The following is a 15489-nucleotide window of genomic DNA, read 5'->3' as shown; positions in this document are numbered from 1 at the left end:
CCATGTCTCGGTGGAGCTTCAACGAAGAGACCATGCCGGTCCTCCAGAAGAACACCAGCTCATCCGGCGAGGAGCTGGAGAGCCTTCTCAAGGACCTCATCGCCGCGGCCGAACCCCTCGAGGGCAAGTTCGACGGTGAGGGCAAGGCCGCCTTCGCCGCGTTCAAGAACAACTCCGAGACCATCACGGCCGATCTCAAACAGGGCCTGGGCCGCATCAACCAGGGCCAGCAGGAGATGGACACGGCCTTCCGGACCGGTGACGAGACCATGGCCGACGACGCCAACAGCGACATGGGCAAGGCCAACTTCGACGCCGCGAAGTTCAAGTGACCCCGGCCGCGTGCGTTCCTTCCCGCGGCCCCGAACAGCACCCCGTACCCCTGCGAACTGAGGAGAGACGATGAGCTCGGGACAGAAGGCCTACGACGACTCCGCCTCCGCCGAGGTGCAGAGCAACATCGAACGGATCGCCTCCCGGCTGGAGGAGCTCCTCGGCGAACGTGACGTGGACGTCAACAGCGCCATGTCCGACTTCGAGGCCGACGGGGTCGACGAGTCCTACCGCGAGGTCGAGCAGAAGTGGGGCACGTGCGGCAACGAGGTCCGCTCGATCATCCGCCTGCTGCGCGAGACCATGGAGAAGAACGACTCCACGGCCCAGGACACCCTCAGCCGGGCCGGTAACGCTGTCAGCAGCATCTGACGGGCTTCACCGAGGACGACCACACACCGACCGAGACCAAGACGAGGAGCGCCGGTGGGCCGCGACTACGACAACCAGTTGTTGGAGTCCGTCGCGGTCCGGCGCCAGCGTCTGCGTGAGGCGGTGCTCTTCGGCAGCGGACGCACCCGGCGCCGCCTCGACGAGAACATCGGCAAGGTCGTCGTCAGCGCCTGCCTCGCTGCCGCCGCGTGCGCGGGCAGCGTCGGCTGGTCCTTCATCACCACCACCCTCAGCGACCAGGAACTCGAACGCGAGCAGGCCGGATCCGCCCCTGCGGAGAACGCGGTCCCACCCGTGCCCGGCGACTGGGTCGGCGAGCAGGTCACCCTGGACATGCTCCGAGACGAACTCGAAGCGGCCGGGGTCGAGGAACACCTCTACGTCCTGCCCGGCGACCCGCGGCCCGAGCCCAGCACCGTCTCCAGCTACTACTTCCTCACCCCGGGCGCAGAGGGCAACCTCGAGGCTTCCGTCATGGACTTCGACCAGGGCCGCACCAACGAGGAGTTCGGCACCGAGGACGAAGCCGCCCGCTGGCTCTACCAGGAGCTCGCCACCACCGAGTCCGAGCCGGCCGTGCTCTCCCCGACCGAGGAGGAAGAGGCCCGGGAGGAGACCGAGGAGCTCGTCGAAGCGGTCCAGGAAGGACTCGAGCAGCGCAGCGGCGATTCCTACCTGCACGAGCTCGAACCCGGTGACCACGTCGACGCCTTCGGCCCCGAGGCCGGACGCCACCTCCATCCCGACGGCACCCCCTACGCCGAACGGGGCCTGCCCGACCACGTGCGCACCGGAGCCGACGGTGACGAGCTCTACCACCGTTACCGGGTCGTGCACCCCTTCCAGGTGACCGCCGCCATCGCCCCGGACGAGGGCGGCAACCCCGGTGGGGGAGCGCGCTTCACACTGGACACCGCCGGGTTCCCGGACGTGCCGCCCGCACCCACGCTCCGCTGGCTCGTGGCCAACGGCTACGTCGAGCGTGTCGCGGTCAACGACGTCCCCCAGTGACCCGCAGCCCCGCCGGGAGCCCGGCGGGGCCCGCACGACCACGACACAGCAACAGCAGGAGCAATCGACCATGACCGCTTGGAGCCGGGTGACGCTCGTCGGTGAGGAACGCAGGGTCGACGCCGTCCTGCCCGCCGACGAGCCCGTCGGCGCTCTCATGCCAGAGGTGCTCGAGCTCCTCGGCGACCGGCCTGCGGACCCGGCCAGGCTCCGGCACCTGGTCACCGCTTCCGGAACCGTCCTCGACGGCGAGGTGTCCCTGGAGGACCGCCAGATCACCGACGGTGCCGTGCTCCGCCTGGTCCGTGCCGAGGAACCGGTCCCGGCCCCCGTCGTGCACGAAGTGCCCGAGGCCGTCTCCCGCGCCCTGGACGAACACTGGGCCCGGTGGACCCCGCTGGCCGCGCGCTGGACCGCCACGGTCTCCCTCGTCGCGCTGTTCCTGGTCGTCGGACACCTCGCCCAGGGGCGCCTCGGCGGTACCTCCGCCCTGCTGTGGCCCGCAGCCCTCGCAGTCTTCCTCGTGGCTGCCGGCGCCGCCGTCGGAGTGCTCTGGCGGGAGGCCCTCGGCACTGCCCTCGCGATGAGCGGCACCGCTGTGGGGTCCCTGACCCTGTGGTTGGCCTGCGACCACTTCGGATGGCCCGAGTGGGTGCGTTGGGGGTCCTTGGCCGCCTTCGCCTCCGGGCTCGTGCTCCTCCTCGGCCTGACCTCCGGGCTCGGCCGCGGAGGACTCACCGGAGGCGGGGTCGGTGCGGCCCTCACCGCCGTCTGGATGATCGGCTCCACCTTCGGGCTCACCCAGGGCCAGGTCGCGGTCGTCATGGCGGTGGCCTGCGTGATTCTGCTCAGCGTCCTGCTGCGCCTGGCGCTGGTCTTCTCCGGCCTGTCCGTTCTCGACGACGAGCGCACCGAAGGGGAGGAGGTGGCCCGCACCGATGTACTCGACTCCGTCGCCGGCGCCCACCGCAGCCTCGTCATCGCCACCCTCGCCGTCGCGGTGGCCACCTGTGTCTCCGGCGTCGTCCTGGCCGCGGACTTCAGCCTGTGGACCGCGGGGGTCTCCGCGGTGCTCGCCGTGGTCGTCGCCGGACGCTCACGCCTCTTCCCCCTCATCGCCCAGAAGGCCGCCCTGACCGCGGCCGGCCTCGTCGTGCTCGCGAGTTTCCTGTTCTCCTGGGCCGGCGCCGAGACCTGGGGGGTCTGGCCCGCACTCGGGATCGCCGTCGCCGTCGCCGCGATCCCCTTCGTCGTGCTCTCGGCCGAACCCCCCGAGCACGTGCGTGCCCGCCTCCGCAACATCGCCGGACGTATCGAGGTCGTGGCCGTCATCGTGCTGGTCCCCTTGGCCGTGGGCGCCTTCGACACCTACCAGCGACTGATCGAAACCTTCTGACCGGGGAGCGACGATGACCGCGACACCCACGTCGACGCCGGCCGGGCCCCGACCCGTCTCCGGGGACAGCTGGGGGCGCAGGGCGGGGCGTGCCCTGCTCAGGCCCTTCCGCCCGGTCGACGAGGTCTCCGAGGCCATCACGGTGGCGCGCGGGCTCCAGCGGTCCTCCGCCACAGGGCGCCGCCTCGTCGTCGAACACCTCCACGGCGCCGAGAGCGCAGCCGTGACCGCGCTCATGGCCCGCGCTCTGGCCCACTACCGGTGGGACCGGGTCCTGGCCGTGGGCGCCTCACCGGCCGAACCGTCCCTGGCCCAGCGCTTGGGAACGGACGCCCCCGGGACCCTCGGCTCCGGGCTGGACACCGCCTCCTTCGAGGCCGCCGAGAAGAGCATCGGACGGGCCGGCAACCGCCTGTGGACCGTGAACACCGACCCCGACGACGGCGAAGCCCACCTGCGCGGGCTCCTGCCGCTGTCCCGGTTCTTCGGCGTGACGCTCGTGGAAGGGCCGCGCGAGAGCACCTTCGTGACCGCCGCACGCGCGCAGGCCCATGCGCGTGTACTCGTCGCCCGCTCCACACGAGAGGGCGCCCGAGCCGTGGGGCGGGTCCTGGACGAGGCCGACGGCTCCGGGGCGTCCGGTACCGGGGGGCGCGACGAGGAACTGGCCCGGACGGTCGTCCTGCTCTGCGAGGAGGAACGGGCCGAGGACCCGGGCTTCGACGCCGACCGGACCGCACGCATCATCGCCGGGAGCGGGGCCGGGGTCCTACGGCTGGCGCACGATCGCCACGTGGCCCAGGGCATCTCCGTGCGTACCCGGCGGATCCGGGAGGCCACACAGAGCACGGTCCTGGAGACGGCGGCCCAGGCCCTGGCATGCGCGATCGACGGACGAGCCCGCCAGGACGGTGAAGGGAGGCAGGAACATGCCCTCTGAGGAGGAGGACAAGGCGCCCCGTCGGCGTGGACCGGCCGGGTTGTGGCACGGGCACACCGACGGGGCCGGCGGTGAGGACCGCCGTCCTCCGGCTGCGCGGAAGGAGACCGCGGACCGGGGGGAGGGCCCGAGCACACCCCCGCAGGAAACGGCGCCACCCGTGCGCCCGGAGGCGGGCGCCGAGGGGGCGGACTCGGAGGAGACCGTCCACGTGGACCGTGCCTCCGTGCCCGGACTGAGCGCGCCCGAACCCGAGCCGGAGGGTCCTCGTACGGCACGGGACGGCACGCACGGAGCGCCCGGGGCACCTGCTCCGGACGGCGAAGGCACGAGGCCGCAGGCCCCGGGGGCACCCGGCCCGAATGCTCCCGCGCCGGGGTGGGTACGCGGCTCGGGTGGCCACGCTCCGCCCACCGCCCCGAACCCTGGTGGGCAACGGCCTCCTGAGAACCCGGGCATGCACCACCGAGGGCCACAGGGCCAGGGGCCGGGGCAGGGCCAGGCCGGCCCGTCCCCGCACCGGCCACCGAACCCCGGGGCCCGGCCACCCCATCCCGGCCATCCCGGGCAGCAGCGTCCGTCGATGGGGCCCTCGGGCGCGCCGCAGGGGCCGCCGTCGGGTCCGCAGAGCCCCTACAGTGCTCCGTCGGGTCCGCAGCAGCGTCCGCAGGGGCCGCCGTCGGGTCCGCATTACCCCCAGGGCGGGCCGCACGCGCAGGGGCAGGGCACACCGACGTCCGCGCCGAGAGGCCCGGCGCCCGCCACGTCTGCCCAGGACGCGGTCGTCGAGGCCTTTCTCTCCGGGACCCCACGTGCTGCCGGACCGCGTTCCGGGCCACCGGCCGGACCACCCCAGGGGCCTCCCAGGGCACCCGTGCCCCCTTGGCCGATGCAGGCGCCCCCGCCGCCTGCCGTGCCACCGGCTCCTCCCGTGCCTCCGGCACCACCCCACGCGGCACAGACGCCGCCGGCGCACGCGCAGCCTTCCCACCTGACCGGTGCCTGGACCAACGAGGAGGACGGTCGTCACCCGGAGCCTTCGCAGGGCTCCTCCGCAGGCGGTGTCCTTCCCGTGGGCGACCACGAACGCCGCACAGGGGAGAACGCCGCCGGGACGCAGAACACCGATCGACCGGGGAAGACGCACGGCCCGCAGGCGCATGCCGGCCCCGCCGCTGCGCCGGCCGCCCCCGAAACCGTGCCGCAGCCCCCGGAGGACGCCGCCCCCGTGGCCTTTTCCGAGCCACCGGCGGGCCCGGGGGCGGCCCCGTACCTCCCTGACCGGACCGGCACCCTCGCGCCGGAGGAGCCCGGAGGGACGGAGCCGGGGCCGACCGCTGAGGAGCTCCACACGCCCGCCCCCGGAGGCCTGGAGGAACGCATCGTCGCCGTGCGGCCCGTCCCGGGCACGCCGTGGAAACGGGCGCTCTTCCGGGCCACGCGTGGACGAGTCAACCTCGAGACCTCCTGATCCCACCCGCCGTACGAAAAGAGGGGACGCGCCGGCCTCCCCTTTGCCGACGCGTCCCCGGGCGCCCCGGGGCGCCCCTCTCCGGAGGGTTCACGGGCCGCCCCGTCAGGGGCCAGAGGGCCCGGAACCGCGCTCCGGTGGGGCCGGCCGCTGTTCCTCTCCCCTCTTGGGAACAGCGGCCGGCTGGACCGTCCGACACAGGGCCTCGCTCCCCTCGATGCGGGCCGCGCCGTGCCGGACGGCGTCAGTGGGTCATCTGCCTCCCAGGATGTCGAGCAGGGTCACGGCCTCCCGGTGGGTCGGAGGCAGCGCCACCTCGCACACCGAAGCGCCCGTGTCGCTGCACAGCCCCGAACGCAGCGCCGACACCTCCGCGGCCAGGGTCGGGGAGGTGGGCACCAGCGCGGCCACACGGCCGCGTGAGAGCACACACACCGACTCGCCGCGAGTGAAGAACCGGCCGAGTTCGTGCCCGAGCACGATCAGGCGGGCGGTGCGCCGCCACGGATCCAGCCCGGCAGCGAGCGAGACCAGGAGCAGCCTGTGGTGGGCGGCGGCCGGTTCGCTCTCCTCCGGGCAGCGGTAGAGCTCGGCCAGGCGGGTGCGCAGGTAGGCGTCGTTGGCCAGCCCGGTGAGCGGGTCCTGACAGGTGTCGGCGCCGCGTCCCGCGTCCGCCCACCCCTCGGCCAGGGCACGGAGGAGCTCCAGGGGCGGGGCGTCCCACCCGGCGACGTCGGTGAAGGCGGCCAGGTCGATCAGGCTCTGTCCGACCCCGATGCCGCCACGGGCGCGGGCCGACCCGAGACGTGCGCAGGGGCCGGTCAGGTCGCTGCCGTCGAGGTGTGCCGCGCACACCGCGTCCACGGCCGGGGTCCACCAGTCCTCCGGCGGGGCCCAGCCCCTCGCCCGGCTGCGGCGTCCCCACGGAGCGCGCAGACCAAGGGCCCGGATCCCGGTGTCCACGTCTGTCTCGCCCACGGCTGTCCCCCAGGTCGTTCGCTCACCTCGACGGCTCCGTCGAGGCCTCCTTCGCCCGACTTACGGAGATCGGTGGCGGCCATGACGCGGATACGGGATATTTTTTCGAGAAGGTTCGAGAAGATTGAGTGTCGGCCCCCTCACCTGGCGCCGAACCCCCCTCTCCCGGTCTGTGAAGGCTCCCCCGAAGAAAGGACGTTGGGTGACCGACGCCCGAGGAAATGACGCAGAGATTCTGGTCGGTGACACCGAGCTGATCGCTCGGGTGCGCGACGGCGACACCGGCGCCTACGCCGTTCTGTACGAACGGCACGCGGTTGCCGGCCGCGGGCTCGCCCGCCAACTCCTGCGCGGTGACGCCGAGGCCGACGACGCCGTCGCCGAGGCCTTCACACGTGTGCTCAGCGTGATCCAGCGCGGAGGCGGCCCCACCGACGCCTTCCGCCCCTACCTGCTCACCGCCGTACGCAACGCCGCGCACGACCGGGGCCGCGGCGACAAGCGGCAGGTGGTCACCGAGGACATGGAGAGTGTCGCCCCGGGGCAGCCGTTCGTGGATCCGGCGCTGGAGGGCCTGGAGCGCTCGCTCATCGCCCGCGCGTTCCTGTCCCTGCCCGAACGGTGGCAGGCCGTGCTGTGGCACACCGAGATCGAGGGGGCCAGGCCGGCGGAGGTCGGTCCCCTGCTCGGTATGAAGGCCAACGGCGTCGCGGCGCTCGCCTACCGGGCCCGTGAAGGGCTGCGCCAGGCCTACCTGCAGATGCACCTGGCCGGCGGCGCCGCACCCCAGGCGTGCCGTCCCATCATCGACCTGCTGGGCGCCTACGTGCGCGGGGGACTGGCCAAACGCGAGACCGGCCGGGTCGACACCCACCTGGACGGTTGCGGACACTGCCGTGAGGTCTTCGCCGAGTTGATGGACGTCAACGTCGGACTGCGCGGGATCGTGCTGCCGATCTTCGCCGGAGCCGGTGCCGCCGGGTACCTCGCTGCCGGTCCGGGCGCGGTCACGGGCGTGGGGTGGAACCGTCTGTCCCGCGGCAGGCAGCAGGCCTCTGCCGCGGGTGCGGCCGCCGCCGCCGTGGCCGCCTCGGTCGCCCTGGCCCTGGTCAGCGCCGAGGACCCCGTCCCGCAGGATCCGCCGTCCGCTTCCGCGCCGCAGGACTCGGCCCCCCGGGAGGACCCGCCGGCCCCTGCCGAGCCCGATGGTCCGGACGACCCGGAGGCGCCGGACAGCCCCGACACGCCACCACAGGAGGACGAGGGACCCGAGACCTCGGCCCCCGAGGAGCAGGAGCCCCCGGCCCCGGACGCCCCCGAGACGCCTGAGGCCCCCGAGACGCCTGAGGCCCCCGAGACGCCCGAGGACCCCGAGGAGGAACCGGGACCGCCCCAGGAACCGGTACTTCCGGCCGACGTCCCGGAGGAGGACGTCCCCGTCGACGACGAGCTCCCGGTCTTCGCCGCGGGTGTCGACCCCGTGGGCTCCCTGCTCCCGGGCTCCGAAGGGATCATGGCCCTGGACGTACGCAACGTCGGCCAGGGCACGCAGGGGGACGTGACCGCCGACTTCACCCTCCCGCCCGGTGTGAGCCTCGTCGAGACCGGCGGCGCGGGCAGCGCCCTGCCGACCCTGTCGGGCACGGGCGACTGGAGCTGTTCCTCCGGGGCCGGCGAGGGCACGTGTGTACTGCCCGGTCTCGGAGAAGGGGAGAACGCCACCCAGTTCCTGGACGTACGTGTGGCCCCGGACGCGCAGCTCGACTCCCCGGGGTCGGTCACCGTCACCTCGGGGGAGAGGACCGTGACCGTCGACGGGGAACGCGGGGTGGGGAGCGAGGGCGTGGCCGCGCGGTACGCCGCCGCAGGCCAGGTCAGTTCCCAGGCCGTGGGCAACAGCCTCATGACGTGTGTGGAACCGGAGGCCCCCGAGGGCTGGTGGCCGTGGCCGCTGCAGGAATGGCCCCGCCCCGGCGCCCTGCCCGAGGGCGAACTCCCCGAAGGCCCGGTCCCCGAGGACGTGCCGGTGCCCGAGGCTCCCGATACGCAAGCCCCTGACCCCGGTCCGGAGGCCCCCGGAGACACCGGGGACCTGAGCCGTGCCCCCGCCGAACCCGACGCGACCGGGCCCGACGGCGGGGGAGAGGACGGCACCGCCCCGGAGGAGGGGAGCGGACCCGGCCTGCCCGGGTCCCCGGGTGCGCCCGGGGACCCGGGTGCGCCCGAGTCCCCCGAACCGCCGGAGCTGCCCGATCCCGGCGAGGGCAACGTATCCGAGGAGCCCGAGCCCGGGGACGGCCAGGGGTCCCCTGCTCCCGAGGACGACCTCGCCCCCGCCCCGGGGGAGGAGCCACCCGCCGAGGGGCCGGACGAGGAGGACGGAGACGGCCCCGGTCCCTGTGCCGAGGCCCGCGAACGCGGCGGGGACCACCGTGACAACGACCACTGGGACATGGTTGCCCTGGACCGCGACGCGGACCCCGCCACCTCGGCCTCCAGCTCCGCGCAATGGCAGATGCCCGGGGGCGGATCCGTTCTCTGGGCCGGGTTGTACTTCTCCGGTTCCGGAGAACCGTCCGAGCCCACCGCACGGGTCAAGGGGCCCGGCATGGGGTCCTACGAGACGGTGGCGGCGAGCGAGCATTCGACCGTCCAGCTCCCGGGGTACGGCGCTTATCAGGCCTTCGCCGATGTCACCCCGCTGGTGGCCGAGCACGGTCCCGGCGAGTGGTGGGTGGCAGATACGCCGTACTCGGAAGGCAGAGGGGTCTACGCGGGATGGAGTCTGGTCGTGGTGCTCGAGGACCCCTCGGTGGACGTGTACAGCCAGACGATGGTTCTGGACGACACGGTGACGGTCTTCGAGGGGGCCTCGGAGGCGCACTTCCCCGTCTCGGGCCTGCTGCCTTCGTCGGTGCAGGGGGACATGGACGTCGTGGCCTGGGAGGGCGACGCCGATCTGGGCGGTGACCAGGTCACCGTGGACGGCGGCCCCGTCGCCCCGGTGGGCGGCCACCACGGGGCGGCCGACAACGCCTTCGTCTCCTCATCGCGCGGCGCGGTCGGGGACCCCTTCACGTTCGGGACGGACGTGGCCCGATTCGCCCCTGTGGTCGGTCGGGATACGGACATCCGAATCCGGTCGGATCAGGACGCGGTCGTGGTGGGGGCAGTGGCTCTCGACGCGCCGATGCGTCGCTGAGTCCGATTCCGAGGCCGGGGTACGTCCCGGTCCTGGGGGGCTCCGGTTCGGCACACCTCGAAAAGCAATCCCAGGGTAGTCATCCAATAACTGTATGTATTTACAAGTGGCAGGCAAAAGCAAACAGAGTTGGTTAGGCTGAGCTCCGGTCATGGAGATGACCCTCAGACGAAAGGGAAGGGGGCGGTGTCGTGGACCGCTGCGCGTTGTTCGTCGACGCGGGATACCTTCTCGCGGACGGCGCGATGGCCGTGCACGGAACCCGGAATCGGGACTCCGTCTCCTGGGACTATGCCGGACTCGTCCAGTTCCTCAACGAGGTGGCCCGCGACCGCACTGGTCTGCCGCTGCTGCGTTGCTACTGGTACGAGGCGGTCGCCGATGAGCGGCGCTCCCAGGAACAGGACGGCATCGCGGACATCCCCGGCATCAAGTTCCGGGGTGTCAGGATCAGACCCGGGCGTCGTGAGGGCGTGGAGAGTTACGTCCAGCGTGACCTGACCACACTGGCCCGCACCGGTGTCCTGTGTGACGCCGTACTGGTCAGCGGGGACGAGGACATGTCCTCCGTGGTCGCCGACGTACAGGACCTGGGAGTGCGCGTCACCGTCGTGCACATCTCCGTGGAGGGGAATTGGACCATCTCCCGGGCCCTGCGCCGGGAGTGCGACGACCTCATCGAGATCGGCGCGGGACACCTCCGGCCGCACGTCAACCTCCTGAGCGGCGGGGCCGCAGCCCAGGAGGAGGCGGCCAAGACCACCGCGCCCTTCGCCAACGGCCAGGCCCGCTCGGCCCCCGACGCCCCGCGGCACCCGGTCGCCGCCCGGACCGGCGGTGAGCAGGTCGAAGTGGCGGCCCCCTCCACCGGCGGGCTCGAGGCCATGTTCGCCGGCACCGGCGGGAGCCCGTCACACCAGGGCAGCGCGATGGACCAGCTGCGTGCCATGCGCCGCTCCATAGCCGAGCAGCGCGGCGGCGACCATCTCGCGGGTCCGGCCGAGGGGCAGCCCTCGGGCGGGATCGACGCCAACGGTTTCCCCTCCGGCCAGCAGGCCCCGGCCAGTGGGACCGGTGCCTACCCCGGCGCTTCGTACCCCGGCGCGGGCCACCCGCAACAGCCCCAGCCGCCGCAAACGCAGCAACAGCACCAAGCGCCCCAGCACCCCCAAGCGCCTCAGCACCCCCAAGCGCCTCAGCATCAGCAAGCGCCCCAGCAGCACCAAGCGCCCCAGCATCAGCAAGCGCCCCAGCAGCACCAACGGCAGAACGCGTACCCACAGCACCAGGTCCAGCGGGGCCACCCCGCGCCGCCGGGTCCGGCTCCGGCCGGTGCCCAACCCGGGTACGCCTCCACCGGCGGTCAGCCGTCGATGCAGGGAACCGACCCCAACATCTACGGTGTGCCCGGCCGGCCGCCCCAGGGTCACCCGATGACCGGGCCGCAACAGGCCTATCAACAGGGCACGGGGCCACAACCCTCGTTCGCGCCCGGGACCGGTCCGCAGCCCTCCTTCGCCGGCGAGTCACAGGCGGGCCACGCGCCACCGCCCAGAGACGCGCCCCCTCCGCCGCAGGATCCGCGGTTCGGAACCGGCGAGAACCCTGGTTACGGGGGTGCGGGCGACACAAACCCTACCTATGGGACCAGTACGGCAACTGAGGCCGCCCACGGCGGCGGGCCCACCCCCGCGAGCGGGGTGCGGTCACCTGCTGGTCCCGACCACGACGCCGGTTTCGGTCGGCCCGGTTACCAGGAATCCGGGTCCGCTCCCGGATATCCGCAACACGGGGCGGCCGCCGCGCATACCGTTGAGGAAGCGGTGCACGTCGCGCACGGGGAAGGAAGCGGCTTCGCGGAGTCGATCGCGCGCGAGGCGCCCGCCCTGTGGGTCGAGGCCGTCCTCGCCCGCAGGCCCCGGATGCCCTCCGACCTGGAGGCGCGTCTGCTCCAGGGGTCCGCACTGCCTGTCGACCACCTGTTGCGCGACGAGGTCCGGGAAGGACTGCGTCAGGGGTTCTGGCAGGCACTGGAGCGTGCCAGGCCCTGACCCCGGTGTGTGGAGTGCGAGGAGGGCATGGGGGCGATGCGGGTGATCCACGTGACGACGGCCGAGCTCGACCGGCTGGAGTTCGACGCTGTCAGGTCCGGTGAGCACGGAAGGGTCGCCGCGCAGTTGCAGGACCTGGCCAACCGTGCCGAGGCCGCGAGCGAGATCACCCGCGCCGAGCTCTTCGTGCGAGCCGGCGAGCAGTGGGAGATCGCCCAAGAGTACGAACGGGCCTGCTCGTCCTACCAGCGCGCCATAGACGACGGCGGGCACACCGTGATCGACCCGCGGGCCCTGTGCGCCGGCGCACTCCTGCAGATGGACGAGATCGAACGTGCCCACACCCACCTGGGGCGTCTGGAGAAGGACGTTCCCGACGGGCTCCCCACCTACCTGCACATCGCCGAGGTGCTCTATGCCCACGGCGACCTCGAGGGCGCCGAATGGTGGGCCACCTCCGGCGCGCGCAGCCACCCCGAGGACGGTGGCGACCTGTTCGAGGAACTGCTGCGCATCCGGTTCCGGATCCGTTCCGACCTGGACCTGGACGAGGACGACCTCGACCGCTCGATCTGAACGCCCCTGTGCGGCAGGCCCCGTCGGCCCTGTCCGAACGCCGGGTGCGCGCCGGTGCGGGGGGCAGGGCCCCGGCGCCCGCGGTCCGGTTGAACGGTCCTTCCTCCGAACCGTTGCCGGCCGTGTGCCGTGCTGCCTTGGAAGAGGCGGTGTGAGATGTGCGGCCCCAAGGGTGACACGCGATCATCTTGGGACGTTCCGAACTGCCTTCCCCCAGATGTAGTATCTGACCCGCCGATGGTTCACCCCACGTGGGTGAGGCGAGAGGGAACCCGGTGTGAGTCCGGGACTGCCCCGCAGCGGTGAACGGGAACGAAGGCCGTCAATGGCACTGGGTCCGGTGTGGCCCGGGAAGCGATGGTCGTGTAGGCCGCCCGTGAGTCCGAAGACCTGCCATCGGTGCACGCGTGCGACGCGTGCGGATGTCGGGGGCTTCGAGGGCGAGCTCACCGCGACGGCACCGGTCCCCACGACCGCTGCGCCCCGGGTGCAGCAGGTCCCGCCGGTGTGTGCCGCGCCTCCTCCTCGCCGGTCCCCGCAGGGAAACCGATACGAGGTTGGAGCCGCTCTATGACCCTTGACGTCCAGGCCGTGCCCGAGGCCGCCGGGACCGCTGCGCCCCCTGCGGCTGCCGACCGGATCGAGAGCGTCGTGGCCGAGGCCTGCGCGGGGTTGCCCGGGGCCTCCGCCGAGCGGGTGCTCGCCGAGGCCCGCCGCGGTTTCTACCCGGACATCTCCGACGACGAGGTCGAGCTCGCGCTGGTCATGGCCGCCCGCAGTTTCGTGGAGGCCGACCCCGACTACTCCTTCGCCGCGGCCCGCCTGCTGCTGGACAAGCTCCGCCGTGAGGCCCTCACCCACGTCACCGGTTCCCCCGACACCGCCAGCCAGTCCGAGATGGCCGAGCGCTACGGAGACCACCTGGCCGCATACGTGCGCAAGGGCATCGCCCTGGGCCAGCTCGACCCTGACCTCGCCCGGTTCGACCTGGCCCGCCTCGGTGCGGCTCTGCAGGCCGACCGCGACGAGCAGTTCACGTTCCTGGGGATGCAGACCCTCTACGACCGCTACTTCCTGCACGACGACGGCGTGCGCTACGAGCTGCCGCAGGTCTTCTTCATGCGGGTCGCGATGGGGCTGGCTCTGAACGAGGACGACCGCGACGCCCGCGCGATCGAGTTCTACGAGCTGCTGTCCTCGTTCGACTTCATGGCCTCCACACCGACCCTGTTCAACGCCGGCACGGTGCGGGCCCAGCTCTCGTCGTGCTTCCTGACCACGGTCGGCGACGACCTGGGCGGCATCTTCCACGGCATCAGCAACAACGCGAAGCTGTCGAAGTACTCGGGCGGTCTCGGCAACGACTGGACCCCGGTCCGCGGCCTGGGCTCGCACATTCGCGGCACCAACGGCAAGAGCCAGGGTGTGGTTCCGTTCCTGAAGATCGCCAACGACACCGCCGTCGCGGTCAACCAGGGCGGACGCCGCAAGGGGGCGGTGTGCGCGTACCTGGAGACCTGGCACATCGACGTCGAGGAGTTCCTCGATCTGCGCAAGAACACCGGTGACGACCGGCGCCGCACCCACGACATGAACACGGCGAACTGGGTGCCGGACCTGTTCATGCGCCGGGTCGAGGACGGCGGTGAGTGGACGTTGTTCTCCCCGGACGAGGTGCCCGAGCTCCACGACAGTTACGGTCCTGCCTTCACCGAGGCCTACGAGCGCTACGAGGCCGAGGCCGATGCCGGACGGATCCGGGTCTTCAAGCGCGTGCCGGCGGTGGACCTGTGGCGGCGCATGCTCACCATGCTGTTCGAGACCGGCCATCCCTGGATCACGTTCAAGGACCCCTCGAACCTGCGCTCGCCGCAGCAGCACGCAGGTGTGGTGCACTCCTCCAACCTGTGCACCGAGATCACCCTGAACACCAGCGAGGACGAGGTCGCGGTCTGCAACCTGGGCTCGGTCAACCTCGCCCGGCACGTGGGCCCCGACGGCATCGACCGCGAGCGCCTGCGCCGTACCGTGCGCACCGCCGTACGGATGCTCGACAACGTCATCGACGTGAACTTCTACACGATCCCCGAGGCCGAGCGCGCGAACATGCGCCATCGCCCGGTGGGTCTGGGGCTCATGGGGTTCCAGGACGCGCTGTTCCGCCTGCGACTGCCGTTCTCCTCGCAGGGCGCCGTGGACTTCGCCGACCACAGCATGGAGCTCATCAGCTACCACGCGATCGAGGCCTCCTCCGAACTCGCCGAGGAGCGCGGCTCCTACGAGAGCTTCGACGGATCGCTGTGGAGCAAGGGGGTCCTGCCCCTGGATTCCCTGAGCCTGTTGGACGAGGCCCGCGGGGGCGGTCTCGACGTGGAGCGCGGCAGCACGCTGGACTGGGACACACTGCGTGAGCGGGTACGCGAGCGCGGCATGCGCAACTCCAACGTCATGGCGATCGCCCCGACCGCGACCATCGCCAACATCACCGGCGCCAGCCAGTCGATCGAGCCCGTCTACCGGAACCTGTTCGTGAAGTCGAACATGTCCGGCGACTTCACGGTCGTCAACGAGTACTTGGTGCGCGACCTGCGCGACCGCGGTCTGTGGGACGAGGAGATGGTCTCGGCGCTGAAGCTGCACGACGGCAGTCTCGGCGGGATCGACCGGGTCCCCGACGACCTCAAGGCCCTGTACGCCACCGCGTTCGAGGTCGACCCGGACTGGCTGGTGGACGCCGCGGCCCGCCGCCAGAAGTGGATCGACCAGGCTCAGTCGTTGAACCTGTACATGGCCGGCCCCAGCGGCCGCAAGCTCGACGAGCTGTACCGGCGCGCCTGGCGTTCGGGTCTCAAGACCACGTATTACCTGCGTTCCCAGAGCGCCACCCACGTGGAGAAGAGCACCATCAAGGGCACCGACGGCCGCCTGAACGCGGTCTCGGCCACCCCGGGGCCGACGCCCGGGGCGGCCCCTTCACCGGCGCCGTCGCCTTCGCCGTCCCCGAGCCCGTCGCCTTCGCCGTCCCCGAACTCATCGTCGGGCGCCGCACCGGCCGAGGACGGGTTCGAGGTCGACGAGGACCAGGCCTGCTCGATCGAGGACCCCGAGTGCGAGGCCTGCCAGTGACGGCCGCCCCGT

10 protein-coding genes and 1 riboswitch are annotated in these 15489 nt (G+C 72.2%); of the genes, 9 read left to right on the top strand and 1 reads right to left on the bottom strand.

Annotated features, from left to right (window positions below):
• The first annotated feature begins 2 nt into the window (after positions 1 to 2).
• From D473_RS0102365 to D473_RS0102345, 5 genes are all read left to right on the top strand, one after another.
• Positions 3 to 332: a hypothetical protein gene (locus D473_RS0102365; RefSeq protein ID WP_017607491.1), complete on the top strand. Its 330-nt coding sequence runs from the start codon at positions 3 to 5 to the stop codon at positions 330 to 332.
• Between the two features lie 70 nt (positions 333 to 402).
• Positions 403 to 705, top strand: a complete 303-nt coding sequence (locus tag D473_RS0102360) for a pore-forming ESAT-6 family protein (RefSeq protein ID WP_017607490.1) — start codon at positions 403 to 405, stop codon at positions 703 to 705.
• 54 nt (positions 706 to 759) lie between these two features.
• Positions 760 to 1737, top strand: coding sequence for a TNT domain-containing protein (locus tag D473_RS0102355; protein WP_017607489.1), 978 nt, complete (start codon positions 760 to 762; stop codon positions 1735 to 1737).
• Between the two features lie 70 nt (positions 1738 to 1807).
• The gene (eccD, locus tag D473_RS0102350) at positions 1808 to 3133 is read left to right on the top strand and encodes a type VII secretion integral membrane protein EccD (RefSeq protein WP_017607488.1); all 1326 of its coding nucleotides are present in this window, start codon (positions 1808 to 1810) and stop codon (positions 3131 to 3133) included.
• Positions 3134 to 3146: 13 nt separating this feature from the next.
• Entirely contained in the window at positions 3147 to 4073 is a 927-nt protein-coding gene (locus tag D473_RS0102345; RefSeq protein WP_017607487.1) for a hypothetical protein, read from the top strand.
• A 1723-nt stretch (positions 4074 to 5796) separates the two neighbouring features.
• On the opposite strand, the gene D473_RS0102335 is transcribed toward D473_RS0102345, so the two are convergent.
• Positions 5797 to 6522: a hypothetical protein gene (locus tag D473_RS0102335; RefSeq protein ID WP_026126524.1), complete on the bottom strand. Its 726-nt coding sequence runs from the start codon at positions 6520 to 6522 to the stop codon at positions 5797 to 5799.
• A gap of 202 nt (positions 6523 to 6724) precedes the next feature.
• Between D473_RS0102335 and D473_RS0102330 the strand changes: the two genes are divergently transcribed.
• From D473_RS0102330 to D473_RS0102315, 4 genes are all read left to right on the top strand, one after another.
• On the top strand, positions 6725 to 9724 hold the full coding sequence (locus D473_RS0102330; RefSeq protein ID WP_026126523.1) for a sigma-70 family RNA polymerase sigma factor: 3000 nt from the start codon (positions 6725 to 6727) through the stop codon (positions 9722 to 9724).
• Between the two features lie 191 nt (positions 9725 to 9915).
• Entirely contained in the window at positions 9916 to 11775 is a 1860-nt protein-coding gene (locus tag D473_RS0102325) for an NYN domain-containing protein (RefSeq protein ID WP_026126522.1), read from the top strand.
• Between the two features lie 27 nt (positions 11776 to 11802).
• The gene (locus D473_RS0102320) at positions 11803 to 12351 is read left to right on the top strand and encodes a hypothetical protein (protein WP_017607485.1); all 549 of its coding nucleotides are present in this window, start codon (positions 11803 to 11805) and stop codon (positions 12349 to 12351) included.
• A 221-nt stretch (positions 12352 to 12572) separates the two neighbouring features.
• Positions 12573 to 12763, top strand: a riboswitch (cobalamin riboswitch).
• 158 nt (positions 12764 to 12921) lie between these two features.
• Positions 12922 to 15477, top strand: a complete 2556-nt coding sequence (locus tag D473_RS0102315) for a ribonucleoside-diphosphate reductase subunit alpha (RefSeq protein ID WP_017607484.1) — start codon at positions 12922 to 12924, stop codon at positions 15475 to 15477.
• Positions 15478 to 15489: the final 12 nt, after the last annotated feature.

Source organism: Nocardiopsis xinjiangensis YIM 90004 (assembly GCF_000341145.1).
GTDB lineage: Bacteria > Actinomycetota > Actinomycetes > Streptosporangiales > Streptosporangiaceae > Nocardiopsis > Nocardiopsis xinjiangensis.
This window is presented reverse-complemented; position numbering and strand designations above follow the sequence as displayed.

Excerpts from the sequence above, each read along its gene's own strand:
- D473_RS0102365 (WP_017607491.1), top strand. The coding sequence starts at position 3 with ATGTCTCGGTGGAGCTTCAACGAAGAGACCATGCCGGTCCTCCAGAAG.
- D473_RS0102360 (WP_017607490.1), top strand. The coding sequence starts at position 403 with ATGAGCTCGGGACAGAAGGCCTACGACGACTCCGCCTCCGCCGAGGTG.
- eccD (WP_017607488.1), top strand. The coding sequence starts at position 1,808 with ATGACCGCTTGGAGCCGGGTGACGCTCGTCGGTGAGGAACGCAGGGTC.
- D473_RS0102345 (WP_017607487.1), top strand. The coding sequence starts at position 3,147 with ATGACCGCGACACCCACGTCGACGCCGGCCGGGCCCCGACCCGTCTCC.
- D473_RS0102320 (WP_017607485.1), top strand. The coding sequence starts at position 11,803 with ATGGGGGCGATGCGGGTGATCCACGTGACGACGGCCGAGCTCGACCGG.
- D473_RS0102315 (WP_017607484.1), top strand. The coding sequence starts at position 12,922 with ATGACCCTTGACGTCCAGGCCGTGCCCGAGGCCGCCGGGACCGCTGCG.